We start from the raw sequence: 19,801 nt of genomic DNA on the forward strand, positions 1-19,801 counted from the left end.
CGTCGGCCCGTGTTCCGGCTCGGCGCGCCGCCTTTCTCGGTCGGCTAGCGGTCGATGTTGCTCGCGGTGTCTTCCTTGTAGCTGGCACCGCTGTCGGACTCGCTGGTCATCGGTTTGGCGCCGCCTTCCGGCGGGCCGGCGACCGAGCGACCGGCGGCAAGCTCCGGGAACTTCAGGTCGAACGCGGGACGCTCGGAGCGGATCCGCGGCATCCGGTCGAAGTTGCGCAGCGGCGGCGGGGACGACGTCGCCCACTCCAGCGAGTTGCCGTAGCCCCACGGGTCGTCGGCGAGGGCCACCGGGCCGGCCTTGTAGGACTTCCAGCAGTTGTAGATGAACGGCAGCGTCGAGATGCCCAGGATGAACGCGCCGATCGTGGAGATCTCGTTCAGGGTGGTGAAGCCGTCGCTGGGGCGGTAGTCCGCGTACCGCCGGGGCATGCCCTCGTTGCCCAGCCAGTGCTGCACCAGGAAGGTGGTGTGGAAGCCGATGAAGGTCAGCCAGAAGTGGATCTTGCCGAGTCGTTCGTCGAGCATGCGGCCGAACATCTTGGGGAACCAGAAGTAGATGCCCGAGTAGACGGCGAACACGATCGTGCCGAAGAGCACGTAGTGGAAGTGCGCGACGACGAAGTACGAGTCGGACACGTGGAAGTCGACCGGCGGGCTGGCCAGCAGCACACCGGTGAGACCGCCGAAGAGGAACGTCACCAGGAAGCCGACCGCGAACAGCATCGGGGTCTCGAAGCTCAGCTGGCCGCGCCACATCGTGCCGATCCAGTTGAAGAACTTCATGCCGGTGGGTACGGCGATCAGGAAGCTCAGGAAGCTGAAGAACGGCAGCAGCACCTGGCCGGTGGCGAACATGTGGTGCGCCCAGACGCTCATCGACAGCGCGGCGATCGCGATGGTGGCGCCGACCAGACCCTTGTAGCCGAAGATCGGCTTGCGGGAGAAGACCGGGATGACCTCGCTGATGATGCCGAAGAACGGCAGCGCGACGATGTAGACCTCGGGATGGCCGAAGAACCAGAACAGATGCTGCCAGAGCATCGGTCCGCCGGTCGCCGCGTCGTAGACGTGCGCGCCGAGGATGCGGTCGGCCGCGAGGGCGAACAGGGCCGCCGCCAGCAACGGGAAGACCATGATGACCAGCAGGCTGGTGACCAGGATGTTCCAGGTGAAGATCGGCATCCGGAACATCGTCATGCCGGGCGCACGCAGCGTCAGGATCGTAGTGATCATGTTGACACCACCGAGGATCGTGCCCAGACCGGAGATGGCCAGACCGACGATCCACATGTTGGCGCCGACACCCGGCGTGTGCTCGACGCTGCTGAGCGGCGCGTAGGCGAACCAGCCGAAGTCAGCGGCGCCGCCCGGGGTGAAGAAGCCGCCGAGGGCGATCGAGCCGCCGAAGGCGTACAGCCAGTAAGCGAAGCTGTTCAGACGCGGGAACGAGACGTCCGGCGCACCGATCTGCAACGGCACGACGAAGTTCGCGAAAGCGAACACGATCGGCGTCGCGAAGAACAGCAGCATGATCGTGCCGTGCATCGTGAACAGCTGGTTGTACTGCTCCGGCGACAGGAACTGCATGCCGGGTCGAGCGAGCTCGGCGCGCATCAGCAGCGCCATCAACCCGCCGATGAGGAAGAACGCGAAGCTCGTGACCATGTACATGATCCCGATCTGCTTCGCATCGGTCGTGCGCAGCAGGCGCGCGAAGGCCGAGCCCTTCACCGGCTGGCGGACCGGCCAGGGCCGGGTCACGATCGGCTTCGGTGCAACGGTGGTCACCACAGGCCTCCGCAATCGTCGTTTGTGTCGGAGGCAGAATAGTCCTCGCATCTGCGGGTTCCCGCGCTGGGTGGTGAGAACCTCTCTCAACACCCGCGCTGGCCGGAGCAGGTTGGGGCTCCGTTAGGGACGCTTCCCGGGGTTGCCGGCAGGATCGGTTACGGAACGCGGGCGGAGGGTCACAGATCCGATCTGCCGGGGGTACGAGACGCCGTATAGCCGATCGGCATTCGGCGGTGTCCGCAGCGGGGTGGGCCTTCATGGTCCGGTCGCTTGCTCTCCGTCTGGTCCTGGCTTACGCCGTTCTCGCCGCGCGGAGCCGTCGGCCCGCGGTCGCGGCCGAATCACCCTCGTCACCATGCGGAGTGGTCCTCCGCCGTCGAAACCGGTCCGCACTCGCCACCGCGTGGGATGGGTGTCCCGCCGGCCAGGCCGGACCGCCGCATGCTGCGCGGGGCAGCGTCCCGTCTTCGCGGTCTTGCCCGCTGTCGTCGACCCACGGTTCCCCGCCGTAGCCGGGTCCGGGGTTGTCGGCACACCTGGTCTGCTGACTGTCGTCGCGGCCCGGGTCGTTACTCCCTAGACCGGGTCGACCAGGAGGCGGTAGTGCTCCCGGAAGATGCGGTTGCCTCGGCCGCGGAGTAGCGGGTCGCGCAGGGCCGGCGCCACGTCGCGGGTGCGGTCGCGATCACGGGTGCGGTCGAGGACCCACTTGGTGCGCGGGCGACGCCGGCTTTCGTAGCGGCGGAGCGCCTCCGGCACCGACCCCGCGTTGGTGAGCGCCTCGGCCAGGACCAGCGCGTCTTCGAGCGCCATGGCGGCGCCCTCCGACAGCGTCGGTGACGTGGCGTGGGCCGCGTCTCCCACCAGGAGCGCCGGGCCGCGCGACCAGCAGGCGATCTCGACCTCGTCGGTCAGGGCGACCTGCACCTTGTCGACCGCGTCGAGGATGTCCGGCACGGGCGGACCGAAGTCGGCGAAGACCTCCCGGAGCCGTGCGAGCGGGTCGGCCGGCGCGCTTGTGCCCGGCTCGTCCGCGTAAAGGTAGAGGCGTCCGTCGCCCATCGGCATGACGATGAAGGCCGAGCGCCGGCCCAGCAGGGCGGTCCATTCGGCGATCGCGGGACCGCCGGAGACGACGCTGCGGTAGACCACCTGACCGACCGGGCGGGCCGGGCCACCAAGGGCGGCCAGGGCACGAACCGACGATTTGCGCCCGTCGGCGCCGACGACCAGCTCGTACGACGAGGTCGAGCCGTCACCGAACGTGGCCTGGGCGGAGCCTTCGGTGTCGACGTCGAGCCGGACCAGCGACGTGTCGTAGCGGACGTCACCGTCGACGGACGCGAGCAGGACGCGCTGCAACTCACTGCGGGACAGCGCACGGCACTCGCCCACGCCGGCCCAGAGCTTGCCGAGGTCGACCTCGCACAGCTCGGTGCCGCTCTCGTCGAGGAACCGTTGTCGCTCGACCACGTCGCCGAGCGGCTGGACCGGATCTTCGAGGCCGAGGTCGCGAAGAGCCCGCGCGGCGTTGCCGGGCAGGAAGATCCCGGCGCCGGGAACGGTCGTGGCGGGCAGCTTCTCGACGACTTCGGGGCGGTAACCGGCCAGGCGGAGCGCCCGGGCCACAGCGAGACCAGCGATGCCGGCGCCAACGACGAGGACGCGCAGCGTAGACGGGAGCATGTGGACGAAGCCTCCGAGGTGGTCGAGGGGCCACGCAATGAAGCCAGAACATTACTCGCTGTCGGGACCTCTATCCAGCGCCCTATGCGTAGACTAATGTCGATGGAAGCGCTCCCATTCCCCGTCCCGTCATTGGAAGGAGCAGCATGCGCAGACTTGTCCGCGCCGCAGTGATTGCCGCTCTCGTCGCGGCTCCCGCGTTGGTCGTGGCGTCGCCGGCCCAAGCCGACACGCAGATTTGCGAGCAGTACGGCTCGACCACTATCCAGGGCCGATACGTCGTGCAGAACAACCGCTGGGGCTCGACCGCGCAGCAGTGCATCAACGTCACCGACTCCGGCTTCAGCATCACCAGCCAGCAGGGCTCGGCGGCCACCAACGGTGCTCCGCTGTCGTACCCGTCGGTCTTCCTTGGCTGCCACTACACCAACTGCTCGCCTGGAACGAACCTGCCGATGCAGGTCAGCCGGATCAGCAGCGCCACTTCGTCGATCAACTACGTGTACACCAGCGGCACCTACAACGCCTCGTACGACATCTGGCTCGATCCCTCCCCACGCACCGACGGGGTCAACCAGATGGAGATCATGATCTGGTTCAACCGGCAGGGCTCGATCCAACCGATCGGCAGTCCCGTGGGGAACGCGACGGTGGGCGGCCGGACCTGGCAGGTCTGGCAGGGCAGCAACGGCTCCAACAACGTCCTGTCGTACGTGGCCCCGTCGCCGATCAACTCGTGGAACTTCAGCGTGCTGGATTTCATCGCCGACGTGCGGTCGCGCGGGGCGATCACCAACTCCTGGTATCTGACCAGCATCCAGGCGGGCTTCGAACCGTGGAACGGCGGCGTGGGCCTCGGCGTGAGCTCGTTCTCGGCCGCGGTGAACGGCGGCGGCAACGGTGGCGGGGACACGCAGGCGCCGTCCACACCCGGCCAGCCGACCGCCGGCACCATCACCGCGTCGAGCGTGGCGCTCTCCTGGGCGGGCTCGACCGACAACGTTGGGGTGACCGGGTACGACGTCTATCGCCAGCAGGGCTCCGGCTCGGCAACGATGGTCGGCAGCACGGCCGGCACGTCGTTCACCGCGAGCGGGCTCTCGGCGTCCACGACGTACACCTTCTCCGTGCGCGCCCGTGACGCCGCCGGCAATGTCTCCACCGCCTCGCCGGGTCGAACCGTTACGACCACGGCGGGATCCGGCGGAGGCGGCTCCGGCTGCCGCGTTCGCTACGCGGCCAACCCGTGGAGCAACGGCTTCACCGCGGACGTGACGGTGACCAACACCGGCACGGGCACCATCAACGGCTGGACGCTGACCTACAGCCTTCCGTCCGGCCAGACGATCACCAGCAGCTGGAACGCCACCGTCACCACCAGCGGGTCCTCGGTAACCGCACGCAACCTGTCGTGGAACGGGACGCTGGCCGCCGGTGCGAGCGCCAGCTTCGGCTATCAGGGCACGCACAGCGGTGGCTACGCGTCTCCGTCGTCGTTCGCGCTCAACGGCTCGGCCTGCACCGTGGGATAGCGCATCTGTCGCGCCGGTCGCGGGCGCGCTGTCGCGGTGAACACCGCGGCTGCGATCTCCGCCTGCGACCGGCCCGGCGCACAGGCCGATGTCCGTTCGTGTGTGCTGGGTCCCTACCACCGCAATCTCCATCTCCCGCGCTCCGCATTGCTTTCGGACCACGCGGCCCCGACACCTGCGTGCCCCAACACCAGCGCCGCCGCGCCTGCGTCGCCGTGGGAATTAGCCCGTAGCCGCGTGGTAGGCCTCGGTCAGCCAGGCGCGGACCTGGTCGTCGACGTCACGTACGTCGGTCAGGGCCACCACATTTGCCACCAGGTCGGCGGACTTCGGCAGCGTGCGACGGATCCGCTCGTCGTCGATCGAATGCGGTAGCACCAACATCAGGTCGACAGCCCGGGCTCGCGGACGGACCTCGGCCAGCGTGCGTTCGGTCTTGAGGAAGACGCCGACCTTCACGGCGTCGGTGCGAACCTGCCCGAGCTCTTCGGTGTGCGCCAGGATGGCGTCGAAGATCTGGCGCCACTCGGGCCGGTACGGGGCGAAGGTCTCGTCGATCGTGCCGGCCGGCACGCAGACGTGCGACTGGTTGGCGCGGCCGAACTCGCGCTCACACGACGGACAGGTCCACCTGCTCATCGCCGTTCACCTCCCGACGGGCCAGAGCCACCGCGACTCCGTCGAGTAGTAGGCGTAGGCCGGACTCGAAGACCGCCTCGATGTCGTAGTCGAAGCCACGCTCGGCGACATAACGCAAGCCGGCGGAGCGCTCCGGCGCGCCCGTACTCAGGACGGCCTCGATCTCGTCGCCGTGGATGTCGGCCCACTCGTCGTTGGTGACGCCAGTGTCGGCACGGGCGCGTAGCTCCGAGTCAAGGCTCATGGCGCTGGATCGCACGTGGCCGAAGACCGACAGGTGGATGTGCATCATCTCGTCGACGCCGAAGCCCAGTGAGTGCAAGGTGTCGAGGCTCCATTCGGAATAGGGCACCAGGTTGGGCAGCAACTGCGGACGGGTCAGTGACAGCGGATCAGCGGCCCACGGGTGCGCGACGAACGAGCGCCACATCTGCCGGGCCGCCGCCTCCAGTCGGTCTCGCCAGTGCGCTGGACGGTCAGCGGGCAGCGGCGCCTCACCGAAGACCGCGTCGATCATGGCGAGGATCAGCTCGTCTTTGCCCGGGACGTGCCGGTAGAGAGACATCGTCGCCACGCCCAAGTCTGTGGCCACCCGCCGCATCGTCAGCATCGACAGGCCCTCGGCGTCGGCGATCGCGACAGCCGACCGGACGACCCGCTCGCGGCTGAGCTCGCCGTCGGATGCGCGACGAAGCCTAGGGGCCATCGGACCGTGGAAACCGCCGGCGTGGGCCGGGACCTCGGGTTCGACAACCATCTCGACCCGCGGAGCACTGCGTTCGATGACCACGCTGCCGGCGCCTGACCGGGTCTCCACCAGCCCGGCATCGCGCAGCGCGCTGATCACCTTGGTCGCCGTCGCCATCGCCACGCCCCAGTCGCGAGTGATCTCACGGGTCGACGGGATGCGGTCGCCGGGTGCGAGATCGCCGCGCGTGATGCGTTCCCGGATCTCCGCAGCGATCCGCCGGTAGGGCGGTTCCTCCACCATGACCCTCAAGCCTCCTCTGCACTAGTGCGCGATGAGCGTATCACCCTCGAAGCTAGTGCGCTATACAACGTACGCACGCCTGATGTACGTTGTACGCGGCAACGACCACCGGGAGGCAACGACATGAACGTCCTCATCTCTGGAGCAGGCATCGGCGGGCTCGCACTGGCCCACTGGCTCGGCCGGCACGGCATCGACGCGACCGTCGTCGAGCGTGCGCCAGCCCTTCGCTCGGGCGGCCAGGCCATCGACATCCGCGGCGCCGCACGCACCGTCGTGGAAAGGATGGGCATTCTCGATGCGATCCGGGCCAAACACACGGGCACCCACGGCATCATGTACGTCGATCGTCGCGGCGCCCCGGTCGCGCGCATGTCGGGCGAGGACTTCGGCGACTCAGGCGGAGTGGTGGCCGAGATCGAGATCCTCCGCGACGACCTGGTGCGCATCCTGCGGGACGCCGCGCCCTCAGCCGAATACGTCTTCGACGACCACATCACCGCACTGCACGACGGCCCCGACGGCATCACCGCCACGTTCCACCGGGCGTCGTCCCGCACCTTCGACGCCGTCGTCGGCGCCGACGGTTTGCGCTCAGGCGTGCGCGCACTCGCCTTCCGCGACGAGCGGCAGCCGCTGCGCGACCTGGGGATGTACGTGTCGTACTTCCCCGCACACACCTCGCTCGACCTAGGCGGCTGGGAGGTCATGTACAACCTCCCGGCCGGCAACGGCGTCGGCGGTCGCGTGCTGCTGCTCTATCCGGTCGGGAGCGCCGGCGAGGTCCGCGCGATGTTCTCCTGGTGGGCACCGGCGCTGGGCCACGAGCGCCGAGACCCGGTTGAGCAGAAGGCGCTGCTCGCCCAGGTGTTCGCCGACGAGGGCTGGGAGATCCCGCACCTACTCGACCAGATGTGGCGGGCGGACGACTTCTATTTCAGCCGCTCCGCCGCCACCCAGCTCGACCGCTGGTCAAACGGACGCGCCACCCTGCTCGGCGACGCCGCGTTCGCCGGCTCGATCGGCATGGGCACGAGCATGGCCCTGGTCGGCGCCTACGTGCTGGCCGGCGAGCTCGCCACTGCCCGCGACCCGATCGCGGCTTTCCGCGCCTATGAGGCGGGCATGCGCGACTACGTGACACGCAACCTCAAGCGCCCGCCGGGCGGTGACCGTGGCTTCGCACCGGCCTCGCGGGCCGGCATCTGGATGCGCAACCAGGTCATCCGCACGATGACGAAGCTGCCGGGAAAGGGCGCACTCACCGGCAACCTTCAGGCCGCGGCCAACGCGATCACGCTGAACGACTACCCGGTGGCCCGCGACCCCATGAAGACGCCATGACGCGCGACCACCCGAATGCCGCACCGATGACCGGCACCCAGTCGCCACGGCTCTTCGGCAACGACGGTAGCGCCGTCGCCACGGCCAGACGGCAACAACCGCCTCGCCGTTGCCGTGGCAGGACGGCAATGACCGCTTCGCCGCCACTGTGGCCAAACGGCGCGCCGCCGGTTGTGGCGGGATTTCACGGTATCGGGGTGATCACTGGCCCATCGCGTCGATGGCGGTCATCTCTTCGTCGGAGAGCTCGAAGCCGAAGACGTCTCCGTTGGAGCGGATGCGGGCCGGCGTGACCGACTTCGGGATGACGACGATTCCATGTTGGATGTGCCAGCGGACGACTACCTGGGCCGGGGAGACGCGGTGGGCTTCGGCGATGCGGTTGAGCACCGGGTCGCCCAGGCGAGTGGTCTTGAAGGGGCTGTAGCCCTCGAGCACGACGCCACGCTCGTGGTGGCCCTGGACCTCCGCGGCGTCCCACAGGCGGGGACCCCACTTGATCTGGTTCACCGCTGGGGCTTCGCCCGTCTCGGCGATCAGTTCGTCGATCTGGGCGAGTGAGTAGTTGCTGACCCCGATCGCGCGGGTTTGGCCGGCATCGCGAATTTCGATCATGCGGCGCCAGATGTCGACCAGGCTGCCTCGCGATGGTGGCCAGTGGATGAGCCAGAGGTCGAGCTGGTCGATGCCCAGCATCTGCCGGCTCTCGTCGATCGTGCGTTGTTCTCGACCGATCCGCTCAGCGGGGAGTTTGGTGGTGACGAAGATGTCTTCGCGCGGGATGCCGCTGTCGGCGATCGCTCGGCCGACCAGGTCCTCGTTGCCGTACGCCGTGGCTGTGTCGATCATCCGGTATCCGGACTCGAGCGCGACAGTCACGGCCCGGTGTGCGCTTTCTCCGTGCGCCTGCCACGTGCCGAAGCCGAGAAGCGGCATCTGTACGTCGCCGGGCAGCTTGACGGTTGGTTGCGCGGTCGATGAGCTCATGCGTTTCCCTACCCGTTCATCAGGTTGGCATACCGTCCGCGGCGATGCGCGGCGCCGGGTCATCCCCGACAATATGACCATGGCCGACCGGCTGGACGAATACCGGCGCAAGCGTGACGCGGGACGCACCCCCGAGCCGTTGCCCGCAGCAGCACCACAGCAGTCGGGCGCCGGCGACCGGTTTGTCATCCAGCAACACCATGCCCGGGCGCTGCACTGGGATCTGCGGCTGGAGCGCGACGGCGTGTTGGTGTCCTGGGCCGTGCCTCGCGGGCTTCCCCGCGACCAGGTACGCAACCACCTCGCCGTGCACACCGAGGACCACCCGATGGAGTACCTCACGTTTCACGGCGACATTCCGGCCGGCGAGTACGGCGGTGGGCGGATGACCGTGTTCGACACCGGCACGTACGAGACGGAGAAGTGGAAGCCGGACGAGGTCATGTTCACGTTGCACGGCTCTCGCGCCTCGGGCCGCTACGTGCTGTTCCGCACCGCGCGGCCCGAGCCCGGCAAGCGTGAAGAGTGGATGATCCGCCGCATGTCGCCGCCGGCGGACGGGTGGGAACCCTTGCCCGACCTTGTCCGGCCCTCCCGGCCTACGCCTGCCGACGCGCTGCCGACACCCGACGATGACTGGGCCTTCGAGATGAGGTGGGACGGCACTCGGGCGGTCGCCTACGTCTCCGGTGGGCGGGTTCGCCTCATGTCGATCTCGGACCAGGACATCAGCTCCGGCTACCCGGCGGTTCGCGAGCTCGGGCCAGCCCTCGCGCCCACCGAGGCGGTGCTCGACGGCGAGATCGTGGCGTTCGACCGACAGGGGCGGGTCAAACCGGCACCCAAGACCGTCAACGGCCGTCGACCACCGCCGGGGCTGGTCGTCAGCTACCTCGTCTACGACCTGCTGTGGCTGGAAGGCCGGCACACGACCGACCTGCCCTACGCCCAACGTCGCGAACTGCTCGACGGCCTCGCCCTGTCGGGACCGGCTTGGCAGACGCCACCGACGTTCCACGGCGGCGGCGAGTTCGCCCTCGCCGCCGCCAAGGAACAGGGCCTACCCGGTGTGGTCGCCAAGCGGCTCGATGCCGGCTACACACCAGGCCGCCGCACCGACGACTGGCTACGCGTCGACAGCGGCTAAAAGCCGACCGGCTCGGAGAGCCGCCGACCGCGGAATCGGACAGCCACGAGAACGGCAGGCCTTCCGCAACGCCTGGCTACGCGCCGACATCCGGCTGAGGAAGGCCACCGGCCGCGGAAGCCGGCAGTGGCGGAAGCGGCCAGCCACGAAACCTCGCTGACCGCCGAACCCGCCAGCGACGGGACCGACCAGAGCGAAACCGTCAGATGCGGAAAGCCGCCGCCTCCGGGCCACCCCCGAACGCGGCGGGAGGCGCTACGCCGGTGGTTCGTCCTGGCCGCTCTCCTCCAGGCGGTCGGCTTCCTCCTTCGTCTTGTGCACCGCGTCCGCGGCGTGCTCGGGCGGGCCGTACACCGTGTAGAGGACCAACGGGTTGGGGCCAGTGTTGACGAAGTTGTGTTTGGTGCCGGCGGGTACGAAGACCAGATCGCCGGGGTTGACTGTTTTCTTCTCCCCTGCCACCCGGGCCTCGCCCACGCCGCTCACGAAGGTCAGCAGTTGGTCGGTGGTCTCGTGCACCTCCTCACCGATCTCCCCGTTCGGCGGAATGGTCATGATGACGAGCTGTGTGTGTTTGCCTGTGGCCAGCACCCGGCGGAAGTCGGGGCTCTTGTCGGCGACCGCGGCGATCGTGAAGTGCTCCATGTCCCCATCCATACCCGGTCGATTAATGCCGCGAACGAGGTTTGACGCATCCATTCACCGGGCAGTCGAGTTCGTAACCAGGTCCCTGTCGATGTACCGCTCGCGGGCTGCGTCGGTGGGAGACGGTAAGACTCCCGACCGCGGCGGGCATCGGCGCCGCGGTGCGGGAGTTTTAATGTCCGCCGTTCGGCTCATGGACCGCCGTCGTTCGCCGCGCTTAACTGCATCGCAAGGGCGGCAATGATGCGATGACCAGCAGCAGCGGGATCGGCAACTGGCCGGCGGCGGGCAGCGGCCCGGCCGGCCGGCATGCGCATGTCATCGAGATTCAGCGTGACACCGACTGGCAGCCGCCCGAGCCACGCCCTTGGAGCATCCGCACCCGTGTCATTGCCGCGGCAGCGGCGTGTGCCGTCGCCGCGACCGTCTACTTCGCCGGCATCGCGCGCCCCGACTCGCTTGACCCGATCTTCACGCGCGCGGGTACGGCCGAGGCGATGGCGTTGGACAGCGGCCGCGCCTACGTCTCCGGCAACAACACGGTGCGCGCCTACCGGCTCAGCGACGGCACGCAACTGTGGTCGCGCCGGGTCGTCGGCCTCGCCTCGCTCTTCGTCATCGCCGGCGACCGGCTCGGCATCGCCACCGTCGACGTCGGTCAGCGCCCCTCCGTCGAGGTGCTCGACGCCGCGACCGGCACCGTCCGTTGGCGGCAGCAGACCCGTTTCGTCGGCCGGGCCGGCGACGTGCTCGTCGTCAACGGTCCCCTCGACGGTGACGCGATACCACTGCGCGGGCTCGCGATCGACGACGGCACTCCACGCTGGACGGTCGAGATGGAGCCGACGGCCGTGGTCGCCGGGGTGGCCGGGCCGTTGCACTCCGACCAGGTCGAGGTGGTGGCGAACCTGTTTCGGGTACGCGACCTGAACAGCGGCCGGATCGTCGCCGCGGTCCCGCGCCAGAGCACCGCGCCGCTCGTCAGCGCCACCGTCGTCGGCGGCACGGCGATTCTCGTGGACGACGAAAACATGATCTCCGCGTACGACACGGGTGACGGCCGCCGGCTCTGGCGTCAGCCCCTCCCCCTGGTCGGAATCTTCTCCGCGTTCGCCGACTGCGGCCGCTACATCTGCCACCTCAACGACCGCGGCACGGTCGCGCTGGACCGGCAGACCGGGCGGCAGGCGTGGAAGGTCGGCAAGCGATACCTGTCGGCGCCGGTCGACGACCACCACATGTTCGCCGCGGAGACGTTCGTGGGCTTCGACGGTCCCGGCACGGTGGTCGTCGACCCCCGCAACGGCGAGGTCCGCGCCGACCCGGCACCGTGGCGGGCGCTCGGCGTCGTCGACGGTCCGGAACTGCTGGTCTGGCGGTACGACGGCCCGCGCCAACAGCTGATCGGGCTCTTCGACGCGCTGAGCGCACGTACGCGCGTGATCGGTCGATCCGAGGAATGGCCCACTCCCCCGACGTGTGTGACGAGCGTCGCACACGTGCTCTGCGCCAGCGCCTTGAGCTTCGGCGTCTGGCCGCGCTGACGCACGAAGAGGTGAAATACCCGCGACTCGGGCCTGTCCCTCAAAGGAAGGACAAAGTGGAGGCACCGGGCTGCTGCCTGTAATTATCGCATTTCCTGTGTCTTCCCCTCTGGAGCGTCATGAACACCCAGTCGTTGGCGGCCGAATTCGCGAACCGCACGTCCGGCTTCTGGTCCTACATGAGCCGTGAGGCATTGGCCGACTGGGTACTCCGGGCCGACGGCGAGCCGCAGCCGTTCGGCGCCCTCCCGTCCGCGGGACCGCGGCTGCCCGGCCTGATCCGAGCCATCAACGACGCCGACGCGAAGAGCCTGCGCGAGGTGGCACTCGGCATCGCCGGCATCATCATCCGCACGACGGTCCCGGCCGCCGCCGAGTCCGCGGGCCAGCACTGGCTGCTCACCCCGTACGCGAACGGCGTGGAGCGCTGGTTCCGGCTGACCGTCGGCATGTGCTGGGCGGCCGAGATCAGCTACTTCGACGACGGCCGGATCACCACCGTCTTCCGGATGGCCGACACGCCGGTCAGCCGGGCTCTCGCCGAGGGTTCGCTGCGCATCGAGGACCTCAACAAGTTCGGCATCACCCGGCGCACGGACGGGTTGCGCACGTTCGCCGAGGACGCGACCGTCTACCACTGTCCCGACATCGACGGCCTGCTCTGGTTCCTCGACCAGCCGGCCGTCGGCGAGGCCATCCGGCTGATGAACGCCCGCCTGGTCGCGACGGGCCAGTTCGCGTGGCAGAAGAGCTACGACCCGGACCTGGCCGAGGAAGCCTGGGCCGCCGCCGAGGCGCTGTCGCTGCCCGACCCGGCAACGCTGCCGATTCCCGCCCTCGACGAGACGCACGGATACGCGGGCCGCGCGGCCATCGGCGCGTTCCCCGAATGGCAGGCCGTCACCTCGGACGCGCACGAGGCCGCTCGAGACGAACACGACCGTCTGCTCGTCCTGCTGATGGCCAGGCTCAACGAGATCGACGTCAAGCCGTTCCAGCCCATCGATCCCAGGGTTGACCTGGCCTGGCGCACTCCGGACGGCCAGTTGCACATCGCCGAGGCCAGGAGCGCGCTCGGCCCGAGCGAGAGCGACCGGCTGCGCCTGGGTCTCGGCCAGATCCTCGACTACCGGCACCGCCTCGACACCGCTGGCCGGCCACAGGCATACCTGCTGGTCACGGAGGTCGAAGACCAGGCCTGGCACGAGATCTGCGCCGATGCGGACGTCCGCCTCCTGGTCGCCACCGAAAGCGACACCTGGCGCCTCGACTAGCGTCACCGCTCATGGACCACGACCTGGCGGCGCTGACCGCCCGCCTCGCCGCGTTCGCCGACGAACGGGACTGGGACCAGTTCCACACGCCGAAGAACCTGGTGATGGCACTGGCCGGCGAAGTCGGTGAACTGACAGCGGAGTTCCAGTGGCTGACCGCGGCCGAGTCGGAGACGGTCCTGAGCGACGAACAACGCGCCGAGCGGGTACGGGCCGAGATCGGTGACGTCATGATCTACCTGACCCGACTCGCGGGTGTCCTCGACATCGACCTTGTGGCGGCCGCGAACGCCAAGTTGGACGATGCGGCCCGCCGGTACCCGGCCGAACGGGTGCGCGGCTCCGCGGACAAGGCACGCAGTCGACCCGTCGAGTAATAGCGACCCGGAGATCACGCCGGTTACAGTCGGCGGAACCAACGAGCGGTCCGACGGGCTTCCGCAGCGCGGATATGCCCCCCATCCGCACGATTACTTCGTGCTGCCTGGGGGCAATTTCCGATGTCGGTTTTCCGCGCGTCCGCGGCCAGCGTTCTGCGCCAGGCGACCTCCGGTGGGCTGGCCGAAGCGATCACCGACCATATCCAGATGCGAGTGGGCGCGTCCGAACGCCGATCCTGGACGAACAGCCTGGCCGTGCTGGCGCAGGACCTTACCGATGCGGGTCTGGCCCAGGTCGAGATGCTCTGCGAGTACCAGCTTCCGCTGACCAGCAAGCGCATCGACGCCGTGCTCGCCGGCGTGCACCCGCGGACCGGCAAGGACTCCTACGTAGTCATCGAGCTCAAGCAGTGGTCGGAGGCGTCGACGTTCGATGACGCCGAGCGACTCGTCACGGTCGGCAGCCTGCCGCGGCCCCGGCTGCACCCGGGAGTGCAGGTGGCCGACTACTGCGGTTATCTCACCGACTTCCTCGGCGTGCTGTCGCAGACGCCGGGTGCGGTGCGCGGCGCCGCCTACCTGCACAACGCCGCCGACCACGATGTGCGTGACCTGTTCGCGTTGCCGCACACCGAGCAGAGCCGCATCTTCACCAAGCAACGGCGCGGCGAGTTCCTGGAGTACCTCCAGACCTATTTGGCCGCGGAGAGCGGCGCGGCGGCCGCGGACCGGTTCCTGACGAGCGCGGTCCGTCCCAGCCGTCTGCTGCTTCAACACGCGGCCGAGGAGATCCAGCAGCGGTCCCGGTTCACCCTGCTCGACGAGCAGCGCGTTGCCTACGAGCTCGTCATGCACGCCGTCGAGCGGGCTCGGGTCGCCGACCGCAAGAGCGTGGTGGTCGTCGAAGGCGGTCCCGGCAGCGGGAAGAGCGTGATCGCCCTGTCGATCCTCGGCGAGCTGGCCCGCCAGGGGCGCACGGTGCTGCACGCCACCGGGTCGCGTTCGTTCACGCAGACTCTCCGGAAGTACGCGGCAGCCGGCTCGACCAGGACGAAGCGCCTGTTCATGTACTTCAACAGCTTCATGGCGGCGGCGCCGAACGAGCTCGACGTCCTGCTGTGCGACGAAGCGCACCGGGTGCGGAAGACATCGGTCAACCGCTTCACCCCGAAGGCCAGGCGGGCGGCCAGCGCTGAGCGTCCGCAGGTCGACGAGCTGATGTCGGTGGCCCGCGTGCCGGTGTTCCTGCTCGACGAGCACCAGGTCGTGCGACCCGGCGAGCAGGGCAGCATCGAGGTCATCTCGGCTCATGCCGCGAAGCTGGGACTCAAGGTCGACATCGTCGAGCTGCACGACCAGTTCCGCTGCGGCGGCTCCCGCGCCTACGAGGAATGGGTGCTGGCTCTGCTCGGCCTGGAGGGTGAGAAGCCGACCCTGTGGGAGGGAGACGGCCGGTTCGACGTGCGGCTCGCCGATTCGCCGGCGGAGATGGAAGCGTTCCTCGCCGACCAGAACGCCAAGAACCTGACCGCCCGCATGTCGGCCGGCTACTGCTGGCCGTGGAGCGACCCGCGTCCTGACGGCTCGCTCGTCGACGACATCCACATCGGCGGCTGGGCCAAGCCCTGGAACGCCAAGAGCGAGCGCACCGTCGGCGGCGCCCCGGGCAGTGCGTACTGGGCCACCGACGAGGCCGGGTTCGGGCAGGTCGGTTGCGTCTACACCGCGCAGGGATTCGAGTACGAGTGGTCGGGCGTGATCATCGGTCCGGATCTCGTCGCCCGGGACGGCCGCCTGACCACCGTGCGGAGCGAATCGAAGGACCCGGCCCTCACCAGGGGAGCAGACGCCGACCGGCTGATCCGCAACACCTACAAGGTGCTGCTGACCCGGGGCATGCGGGGCACGTTGATCTACTCGACGGACGCCGAGACCCGCGAGTATCTCGCGGGTCTCGTGCGAACCGTACGGTCAGCCGACGTGCGTTACGTGTCCGGCCTGTAGTCGCCGCGGCTGGTGGCGTCTACGAAGGACTGCCAGGCCGTGCGGGTGAAGGTGAGGACGGGGCCGGTCTTGTCTTTCGAGTCGCGGACGCCGATCTCGCTGTCCAGCTTTGCCCATTCGACGCATCCGCCGTTGGCACCGCTATAAGTCGACTTCGTCCAGGTGACTGCTTCGTCACTCATTGTACAACTCCTCCGAGAGCGCCCGGATTGCGCGAGTCGATTGTGCACGGTCATGCGCTCGCTCGGAAGCGCTTCGCCAGATTGACTCGTACATATCCACCTCTCGGGTCTTGTCGAGGTAGAGAGCGCCGGTCGGGCCGTCACTGTAGACCGTCGGCGGTTCGGGATCGCGGCCTCGTTGTTCGGGGAAGTCGAGAATCGCGAATCCGCCTGTCGATGCCCAATGGTGTAGACCGGCAGCGAACGGCAACATACGCACAGTGACATTCGGCCGGTCATTCGACTCAGCCAAATAGCGCAACTGCCCCGCCATGGCCGCGCGGTCCTGGAGCGGACGGCGCAACACCGCCTCGCTCAGGATCACCTCCAGCGACGGCGCCGCGGGCACCCGCCGGACCAGCAGGTTCTGTCGCTCCATCCGGACCGCCAGGCGCTTCTCCTGCTCCTCCACACCCAACTCGGGATGGTCGAGGGCGATCACCTCGCGGGTATAAGCCTTCGTCTGCAACAAGCCCGGCACGATGTCCGTCTGCAGATATCGGATCCGGCTCGCCGCCGACTCCAGGCCGACGTACAACTCGAACCAGCTAGGCAGAGCATCTCCGTACGACTGCCACCAGCCCTTCGCTTTGGTTTCCCTCGCGAGCGCCATCAGTGCTGTCGTCAGATCGGGGGACGCTCCATATAGCTCGCACATCGCCTTGACGTCGAGGGCGCGCATGCCTACTGTTCCATTTTCGATCCGCCAGATCCGTGGGGTCGACCATTCCAGCGCATCGGCCGCTGCTTTGACCGTGACCTGGGCGTCTTCGCGAGCTCTTCTCAGATATCGGCCGAGCTGTCGGCGCGGAACCGTCGAACCGTGGTCCTCGGTCGGCATGTTCGTTCCTCCCCGAACAGCGATTCCGTAGTGGACACCAGCAGATCATTGCGTCTTCGTACCGCGTGGGCGGAATTCTGCTCCGCAACATTGCGTTTGGGAAGGCTCGCGCCCAACATTCAACACATGACCAGTCGGAAGCGGCCAAATCCACCAGCGGGCCGGGAACGAGACCGGGAACGCGGCTGGGAACAGGAGCGGGGCCGGGGGCGGCAATCATGATCGACGCTGGAAATGTGATCGAATGCCCGCCTGGCACGTGGAAGTTCACCGGTTCGCCGCACACCTTGTTCCTCCGCGTGGAAAAGGTGCGCGACGACCTGTCCGGCTTCTACGAGGGTGAAGTCTGGTTGGAGGGCCAGCAGCTGGCCCGCGACGGCACGCCGCTCGGCAGGCTTCAGGCGCTCGTCACCGTGGAGCGGATCCGGGTGCTCCAGCCATAGCCGGAGCAAAAGCCACGGCACCCCGGCGGCGGAACAGCATCAGCGACAGTCCCGCGGCGCCGATCGCCAGCAGCCCCGCCACGTACCAGGCCAGGTTGTAGTTGCCCAGCTGGTCCCGCACGATGCCCGCCGCCGACGCGGCCACCGCCGCCCCGATCTGGTGTGACGCGAACACCCAGCCGAACACGACGGCACCGCGGTCGCCGAAGTACTCGCGGCACAGCGCCACCGTCGGCGGCACCGTCGCGACCCAGTCCAGCCCGTAGAACAGGATGAACACGACCATCGACGGGCGCACGGAGTCGCCGAACAGCGCCGGCAGCAGCAACAGCGAGCCGCCGCGCAGCGCGTAGTAGGCGCCGAGCAGGATCCGGCTGTCGAACCGGTCGGTCAGCCAACCCGAGGCGATCGTGCCGGCGATGTCGAACAGGCCGACCAGCGCGAGCAGCGACGCGGCCGTCGTCTCGGTCATGCCGTGGTCGTGCGCCGCCGGGATGAAGTGGGTGCCGACGAGGCCGTTGGTGGTCGCGCCGCAGATCGCGAAGCCGCCGGCGAGCAGCCAGAAGGCCCGCGTCCGGGACGCGTCGCGCAGCGCACCGAGCGCCCGCCGGGCGGCGCCGCCGGCCGGCACCGGCGGCACGACCTCGGTCGCGCCATAGGCGGGCAGGCCGAGGTCGCTCGGGTGGTCGCGCAACAGCCACAGCACCAGGGGTACGACGGCCAGGGCGGCGCCGGCGACCACCAGCGACGCGGTCCGCCAACTCGACTGCTCGATCAGGTACGCGAGGACGGGCAGAAAGATCAACTGGCCGGTCGCACCGCCGGCCGTGAGCACGCCGGTGACCAGGCCGCGGCGCTTGACGAACCAGCGGCCGGTGACCGTGGCCACGAACGCCAGCGCCATCGAGCCGGTGCCGACGCCGACCAGCACGCCCCAGAGCAGGATGAGCTCCGCGCTGCTGCGCATGAACACGGTCAGCCCGCTGCCCAGGGAGACCAGCACCAGCGCGGCCGCGACCACCCGGCGGATGCCGAACCGGTCCATCAGCGCGGCCGCGAACGGGGCGGTGAGGCCGAACAGCAGCAGGTTGACCGACACCGCGGCGGAGATCGTCGCGAGCGGCCACCCGAACTCCTCGTGCAGCGGGTGGAGCATGACACTCGGAGTGGCCCGGAACCCGGCCGCGCCGATCAGCGCGACGAAGGCGACGGCGGCCACGAGCCAGGCAGGGTGAACGAGACGGCGCACGTCAAGAAGCATGGGCGATCCCGGGTACGCGCCGCGAGTGGCCCGACAGCCATCATGCGCAATAATTCGGCCATGACCCATCGGATCGCCGTCCTCGCCGTCGACCAGGTCGTCGGCCTGGACCTCGGCACGCCCGCGCAGGTCTTCAGCACCGCGCGCGACGCCGCCGGCCGGCACTTCTACGAGGTCGGCGTATGCACCGCGGGTGGCCGCCCGGTCCGCTGCACCGCCGGTTACACCGTGCAGCCCGACCACGACCTGGCGCTGACCGAGACCGCCGACACGGTGATCGTGCCCGGCATCCACGACGGGCCGGCGCTTACTGACGGCTGGGTCGACCCCGCGGTCGCCACGGCGCTCCAGGCGGCGCACGCCCGCGGTGCCCGGGTGATGTCGATCTGCACCGGCTCGTTCGTGCTGGCCGCCGCCGGCCTCCTCGACGGTCGCAGGGCCACGACGCACTGGGCGTACGCGGACCGGTTCCGCCGCTTCCACCCCGCCGTCGACCTGGACCCGGAGGTGCTGTTCGTGGACGACGGCGACATCCTCACCTCGGCCGGCGTGGCCGCCGGGATCGACCTCTGCCTCCACGTGATCCGCCGCGACCACGGCTCGGCGGTGGCCAACAACGCCGCCCGGCGCTGCGTGGTGCCGCCTTGGCGGGACGGCGGTCAGGCGCAGTTCATCGAGCGTCCGCTGCCGGCCGGCGACGGCGCGGCGTCCACGGCGGCGACCCGGTCCTGGACGCTCGAACGGCTCGGCGAACCCGTGACGCTGGCCGCGATGGCCGCACACGCCAACATGAGCGTACGGACGTTCACGCGGCGGTTCCGCGAGGAGACCGGGGCGAGCCCGGCCCGCTGGCTGTTGCAGCAGCGCACGGACCATGCGCGGAGGCTGCTGGAGACCACCGGGCTCGCCGTCGACCAGGTCGCCCGGCACGCGGGCTTCGGCACTGCGGCCGCATTGCGGCAACAGTTGCACGCCGCGATCGGTGTGTCGCCGACCACGTACCGTCGCACGTTCCGCCCCCCTACTGGCGAGAGGGTGCCGGGATAGGCGACTATGCCTG

At 68.9% G+C, this 19,801-nt stretch carries 18 protein-coding genes; 9 read left to right on the forward strand and 9 right to left on the reverse strand.

Going from position 1 to position 19,801, the window contains the following annotated elements; all coding sequences use genetic code 11:
* Positions 1 to 44 precede the first annotated feature (44 nt).
* Positions 45 to 1,799, reverse strand: coding sequence for a cytochrome c oxidase subunit I (gene ctaD, locus AB0J88_RS26680; RefSeq protein WP_364351209.1), 1,755 nt, complete (start codon positions 1,797 to 1,799; stop codon positions 45 to 47).
* Positions 1,800 to 2,378: 579 nt separating this feature from the next.
* Positions 2,379 to 3,488 (reverse strand): FAD-dependent monooxygenase, encoded by a 1,110-nt coding sequence (locus AB0J88_RS26685; protein ID WP_364351206.1) that lies wholly within the window; start codon positions 3,486 to 3,488, stop codon positions 2,379 to 2,381.
* 146 nt (positions 3,489 to 3,634) lie between these two features.
* On the opposite strand from AB0J88_RS26685, the gene AB0J88_RS26690 reads away from it, so the two are divergent.
* Complete coding sequence (locus AB0J88_RS26690) at positions 3,635 to 5,020, forward strand: cellulose binding domain-containing protein (RefSeq protein WP_364351203.1); 1,386 nt, start codon at positions 3,635 to 3,637, stop codon at positions 5,018 to 5,020.
* A 222-nt stretch (positions 5,021 to 5,242) separates the two neighbouring features.
* Here the strand turns inward: AB0J88_RS26690 and AB0J88_RS26695 are convergent, their stop codons facing one another.
* Together AB0J88_RS26695 and AB0J88_RS26700 are read right to left on the reverse strand one after the other, a co-directional pair.
* Complete coding sequence (locus AB0J88_RS26695) at positions 5,243 to 5,659, reverse strand: DUF5655 domain-containing protein (RefSeq protein ID WP_364351200.1); 417 nt, start codon at positions 5,657 to 5,659, stop codon at positions 5,243 to 5,245.
* Positions 5,631 to 6,650: a GntR family transcriptional regulator gene (locus AB0J88_RS26700; RefSeq protein ID WP_364351197.1), complete on the reverse strand. Its 1,020-nt coding sequence runs from the start codon at positions 6,648 to 6,650 to the stop codon at positions 5,631 to 5,633. Before AB0J88_RS26700 ends, AB0J88_RS26695 begins: the two co-directional genes overlap by 29 nt.
* Positions 6,651 to 6,773: 123 nt before the next feature.
* On the opposite strand from AB0J88_RS26700, the gene AB0J88_RS26705 reads away from it, so the two are divergent.
* Complete coding sequence (locus AB0J88_RS26705; protein ID WP_364351194.1) at positions 6,774 to 7,994, forward strand: FAD-dependent monooxygenase; 1,221 nt, start codon at positions 6,774 to 6,776, stop codon at positions 7,992 to 7,994.
* A 201-nt stretch (positions 7,995 to 8,195) separates the two neighbouring features.
* Here AB0J88_RS26705 and AB0J88_RS26710 read toward each other — a convergent pair whose 3' ends face one another.
* Positions 8,196 to 9,044 carry an aldo/keto reductase gene (locus AB0J88_RS26710; protein ID WP_364351191.1) on the reverse strand — a complete coding sequence of 283 codons (849 nt, stop codon included), beginning with the start codon at positions 9,042 to 9,044 and terminating at the stop codon, positions 8,196 to 8,198.
* A 16-nt stretch (positions 9,045 to 9,060) separates the two neighbouring features.
* Here AB0J88_RS26710 and AB0J88_RS26715 point away from each other — a divergent pair, with 16 nt between their 5' ends.
* Positions 9,061 to 10,128, forward strand: a complete 1,068-nt coding sequence (locus AB0J88_RS26715) for a DNA polymerase ligase N-terminal domain-containing protein (RefSeq protein WP_364351188.1) — start codon at positions 9,061 to 9,063, stop codon at positions 10,126 to 10,128.
* Between the two features lie 255 nt (positions 10,129 to 10,383).
* Here AB0J88_RS26715 and AB0J88_RS26720 read toward each other — a convergent pair whose 3' ends face one another.
* Entirely contained in the window at positions 10,384 to 10,773 is a 390-nt protein-coding gene (locus AB0J88_RS26720) for a cupin domain-containing protein (protein WP_364351185.1), read from the reverse strand.
* 248 nt (positions 10,774 to 11,021) lie between these two features.
* Between AB0J88_RS26720 and AB0J88_RS26725 the strand changes: the two genes are divergently transcribed.
* The 4 genes from AB0J88_RS26725 to AB0J88_RS26740 all read left to right on the forward strand — a co-directional run bounded on the left by AB0J88_RS26725 (position 11,022) and on the right by AB0J88_RS26740 (position 15,975).
* Positions 11,022 to 12,317 (forward strand): PQQ-binding-like beta-propeller repeat protein, encoded by a 1,296-nt coding sequence (locus AB0J88_RS26725; RefSeq protein ID WP_364351182.1) that lies wholly within the window; start codon positions 11,022 to 11,024, stop codon positions 12,315 to 12,317.
* Positions 12,318 to 12,436: 119 nt separating this feature from the next.
* On the forward strand, positions 12,437 to 13,591 hold the full coding sequence (locus tag AB0J88_RS26730) for a hypothetical protein (RefSeq protein WP_364351179.1): 1,155 nt from the start codon (positions 12,437 to 12,439) through the stop codon (positions 13,589 to 13,591).
* Between the two features lie 11 nt (positions 13,592 to 13,602).
* Positions 13,603 to 13,968 (forward strand): nucleotide pyrophosphohydrolase, encoded by a 366-nt coding sequence (locus AB0J88_RS26735; RefSeq protein WP_364351176.1) that lies wholly within the window; start codon positions 13,603 to 13,605, stop codon positions 13,966 to 13,968.
* Positions 13,969 to 14,091: 123 nt separating this feature from the next.
* Positions 14,092 to 15,975 (forward strand): DUF2075 domain-containing protein, encoded by a 1,884-nt coding sequence (locus AB0J88_RS26740; RefSeq protein ID WP_364351173.1) that lies wholly within the window; start codon positions 14,092 to 14,094, stop codon positions 15,973 to 15,975.
* Here AB0J88_RS26740 and AB0J88_RS26745 read toward each other — a convergent pair.
* Both AB0J88_RS26745 and AB0J88_RS26750 read right to left on the reverse strand, forming a co-directional pair.
* On the reverse strand, positions 15,957 to 16,157 hold the full coding sequence (locus tag AB0J88_RS26745) for a DUF397 domain-containing protein (RefSeq protein WP_364351170.1): 201 nt from the start codon (positions 16,155 to 16,157) through the stop codon (positions 15,957 to 15,959). The genes AB0J88_RS26740 and AB0J88_RS26745 overlap by 19 nt on opposite strands.
* Positions 16,150 to 17,037: a helix-turn-helix transcriptional regulator gene (locus AB0J88_RS26750; RefSeq protein ID WP_364351167.1), complete on the reverse strand. Its 888-nt coding sequence runs from the start codon at positions 17,035 to 17,037 to the stop codon at positions 16,150 to 16,152. Before AB0J88_RS26750 ends, AB0J88_RS26745 begins: the two co-directional genes overlap by 8 nt.
* A 218-nt stretch (positions 17,038 to 17,255) precedes the next feature.
* Here AB0J88_RS26750 and AB0J88_RS26755 point away from each other — a divergent pair, with 218 nt between their 5' ends.
* Positions 17,256 to 17,480 (forward strand): hypothetical protein, encoded by a 225-nt coding sequence (locus AB0J88_RS26755; protein ID WP_364351164.1) that lies wholly within the window; start codon positions 17,256 to 17,258, stop codon positions 17,478 to 17,480.
* On the opposite strand, the gene AB0J88_RS26760 is transcribed toward AB0J88_RS26755, so the two are convergent.
* Entirely contained in the window at positions 17,446 to 18,741 is a 1,296-nt protein-coding gene (locus AB0J88_RS26760) for an MFS transporter (protein ID WP_364351161.1), read from the reverse strand. The two genes, AB0J88_RS26755 and AB0J88_RS26760, sit on opposite strands and share 35 nt — an antisense overlap.
* A gap of 42 nt (positions 18,742 to 18,783) precedes the next feature.
* Here AB0J88_RS26760 and AB0J88_RS26765 point away from each other — a divergent pair, with 42 nt between their 5' ends.
* Positions 18,784 to 19,788, forward strand: a complete 1,005-nt coding sequence (locus tag AB0J88_RS26765) for a DJ-1/PfpI family protein (protein WP_364351159.1) — start codon at positions 18,784 to 18,786, stop codon at positions 19,786 to 19,788.
* The last annotated feature ends 13 nt before the right edge of the window (positions 19,789 to 19,801 follow it).

Origin of the sequence: Asanoa sp. NPDC049475 (genome assembly GCF_040676915.1) — a bacterium.
Taxonomy (GTDB): Bacteria; Actinomycetota; Actinomycetes; order Mycobacteriales; family Micromonosporaceae; genus Asanoa.

What these genes read in the sequence shown, in the direction of transcription:
- AB0J88_RS26685 (WP_364351206.1), bottom strand. Translation starts at nt 3,488, where the DNA reads ATGCTCCCGTCTACGCTGCGCGTCCTCGTCGTTGGCGCCGGCATCGCT.
- AB0J88_RS26690 (WP_364351203.1), top strand. Translation starts at nt 3,635, where the DNA reads ATGCGCAGACTTGTCCGCGCCGCAGTGATTGCCGCTCTCGTCGCGGCT.
- AB0J88_RS26695 (WP_364351200.1), bottom strand. Translation starts at nt 5,659, where the DNA reads ATGAGCAGGTGGACCTGTCCGTCGTGTGAGCGCGAGTTCGGCCGCGCC.
- AB0J88_RS26700 (WP_364351197.1), bottom strand. Translation starts at nt 6,650, where the DNA reads ATGGTGGAGGAACCGCCCTACCGGCGGATCGCTGCGGAGATCCGGGAA.
- AB0J88_RS26705 (WP_364351194.1), top strand. Translation starts at nt 6,774, where the DNA reads ATGAACGTCCTCATCTCTGGAGCAGGCATCGGCGGGCTCGCACTGGCC.
- AB0J88_RS26710 (WP_364351191.1), bottom strand. Translation starts at nt 9,044, where the DNA reads ATGACCCGGCGCCGCGCATCGCCGCGGACGGTATGCCAACCTGATGAA.
- AB0J88_RS26715 (WP_364351188.1), top strand. Translation starts at nt 9,061, where the DNA reads ATGGCCGACCGGCTGGACGAATACCGGCGCAAGCGTGACGCGGGACGC.
- AB0J88_RS26720 (WP_364351185.1), bottom strand. Translation starts at nt 10,773, where the DNA reads ATGGAGCACTTCACGATCGCCGCGGTCGCCGACAAGAGCCCCGACTTC.
- AB0J88_RS26725 (WP_364351182.1), top strand. Translation starts at nt 11,022, where the DNA reads ATGACCAGCAGCAGCGGGATCGGCAACTGGCCGGCGGCGGGCAGCGGC.
- AB0J88_RS26730 (WP_364351179.1), top strand. Translation starts at nt 12,437, where the DNA reads ATGAACACCCAGTCGTTGGCGGCCGAATTCGCGAACCGCACGTCCGGC.
- AB0J88_RS26735 (WP_364351176.1), top strand. Translation starts at nt 13,603, where the DNA reads ATGGACCACGACCTGGCGGCGCTGACCGCCCGCCTCGCCGCGTTCGCC.
- AB0J88_RS26740 (WP_364351173.1), top strand. Translation starts at nt 14,092, where the DNA reads ATGTCGGTTTTCCGCGCGTCCGCGGCCAGCGTTCTGCGCCAGGCGACC.
- AB0J88_RS26745 (WP_364351170.1), bottom strand. Translation starts at nt 16,157, where the DNA reads ATGAGTGACGAAGCAGTCACCTGGACGAAGTCGACTTATAGCGGTGCC.
- AB0J88_RS26750 (WP_364351167.1), bottom strand. Translation starts at nt 17,037, where the DNA reads ATGCCGACCGAGGACCACGGTTCGACGGTTCCGCGCCGACAGCTCGGC.
- AB0J88_RS26755 (WP_364351164.1), top strand. Translation starts at nt 17,256, where the DNA reads ATGATCGACGCTGGAAATGTGATCGAATGCCCGCCTGGCACGTGGAAG.
- AB0J88_RS26760 (WP_364351161.1), bottom strand. Translation starts at nt 18,741, where the DNA reads ATGCTTCTTGACGTGCGCCGTCTCGTTCACCCTGCCTGGCTCGTGGCC.
- AB0J88_RS26765 (WP_364351159.1), top strand. Translation starts at nt 18,784, where the DNA reads ATGCGCAATAATTCGGCCATGACCCATCGGATCGCCGTCCTCGCCGTC.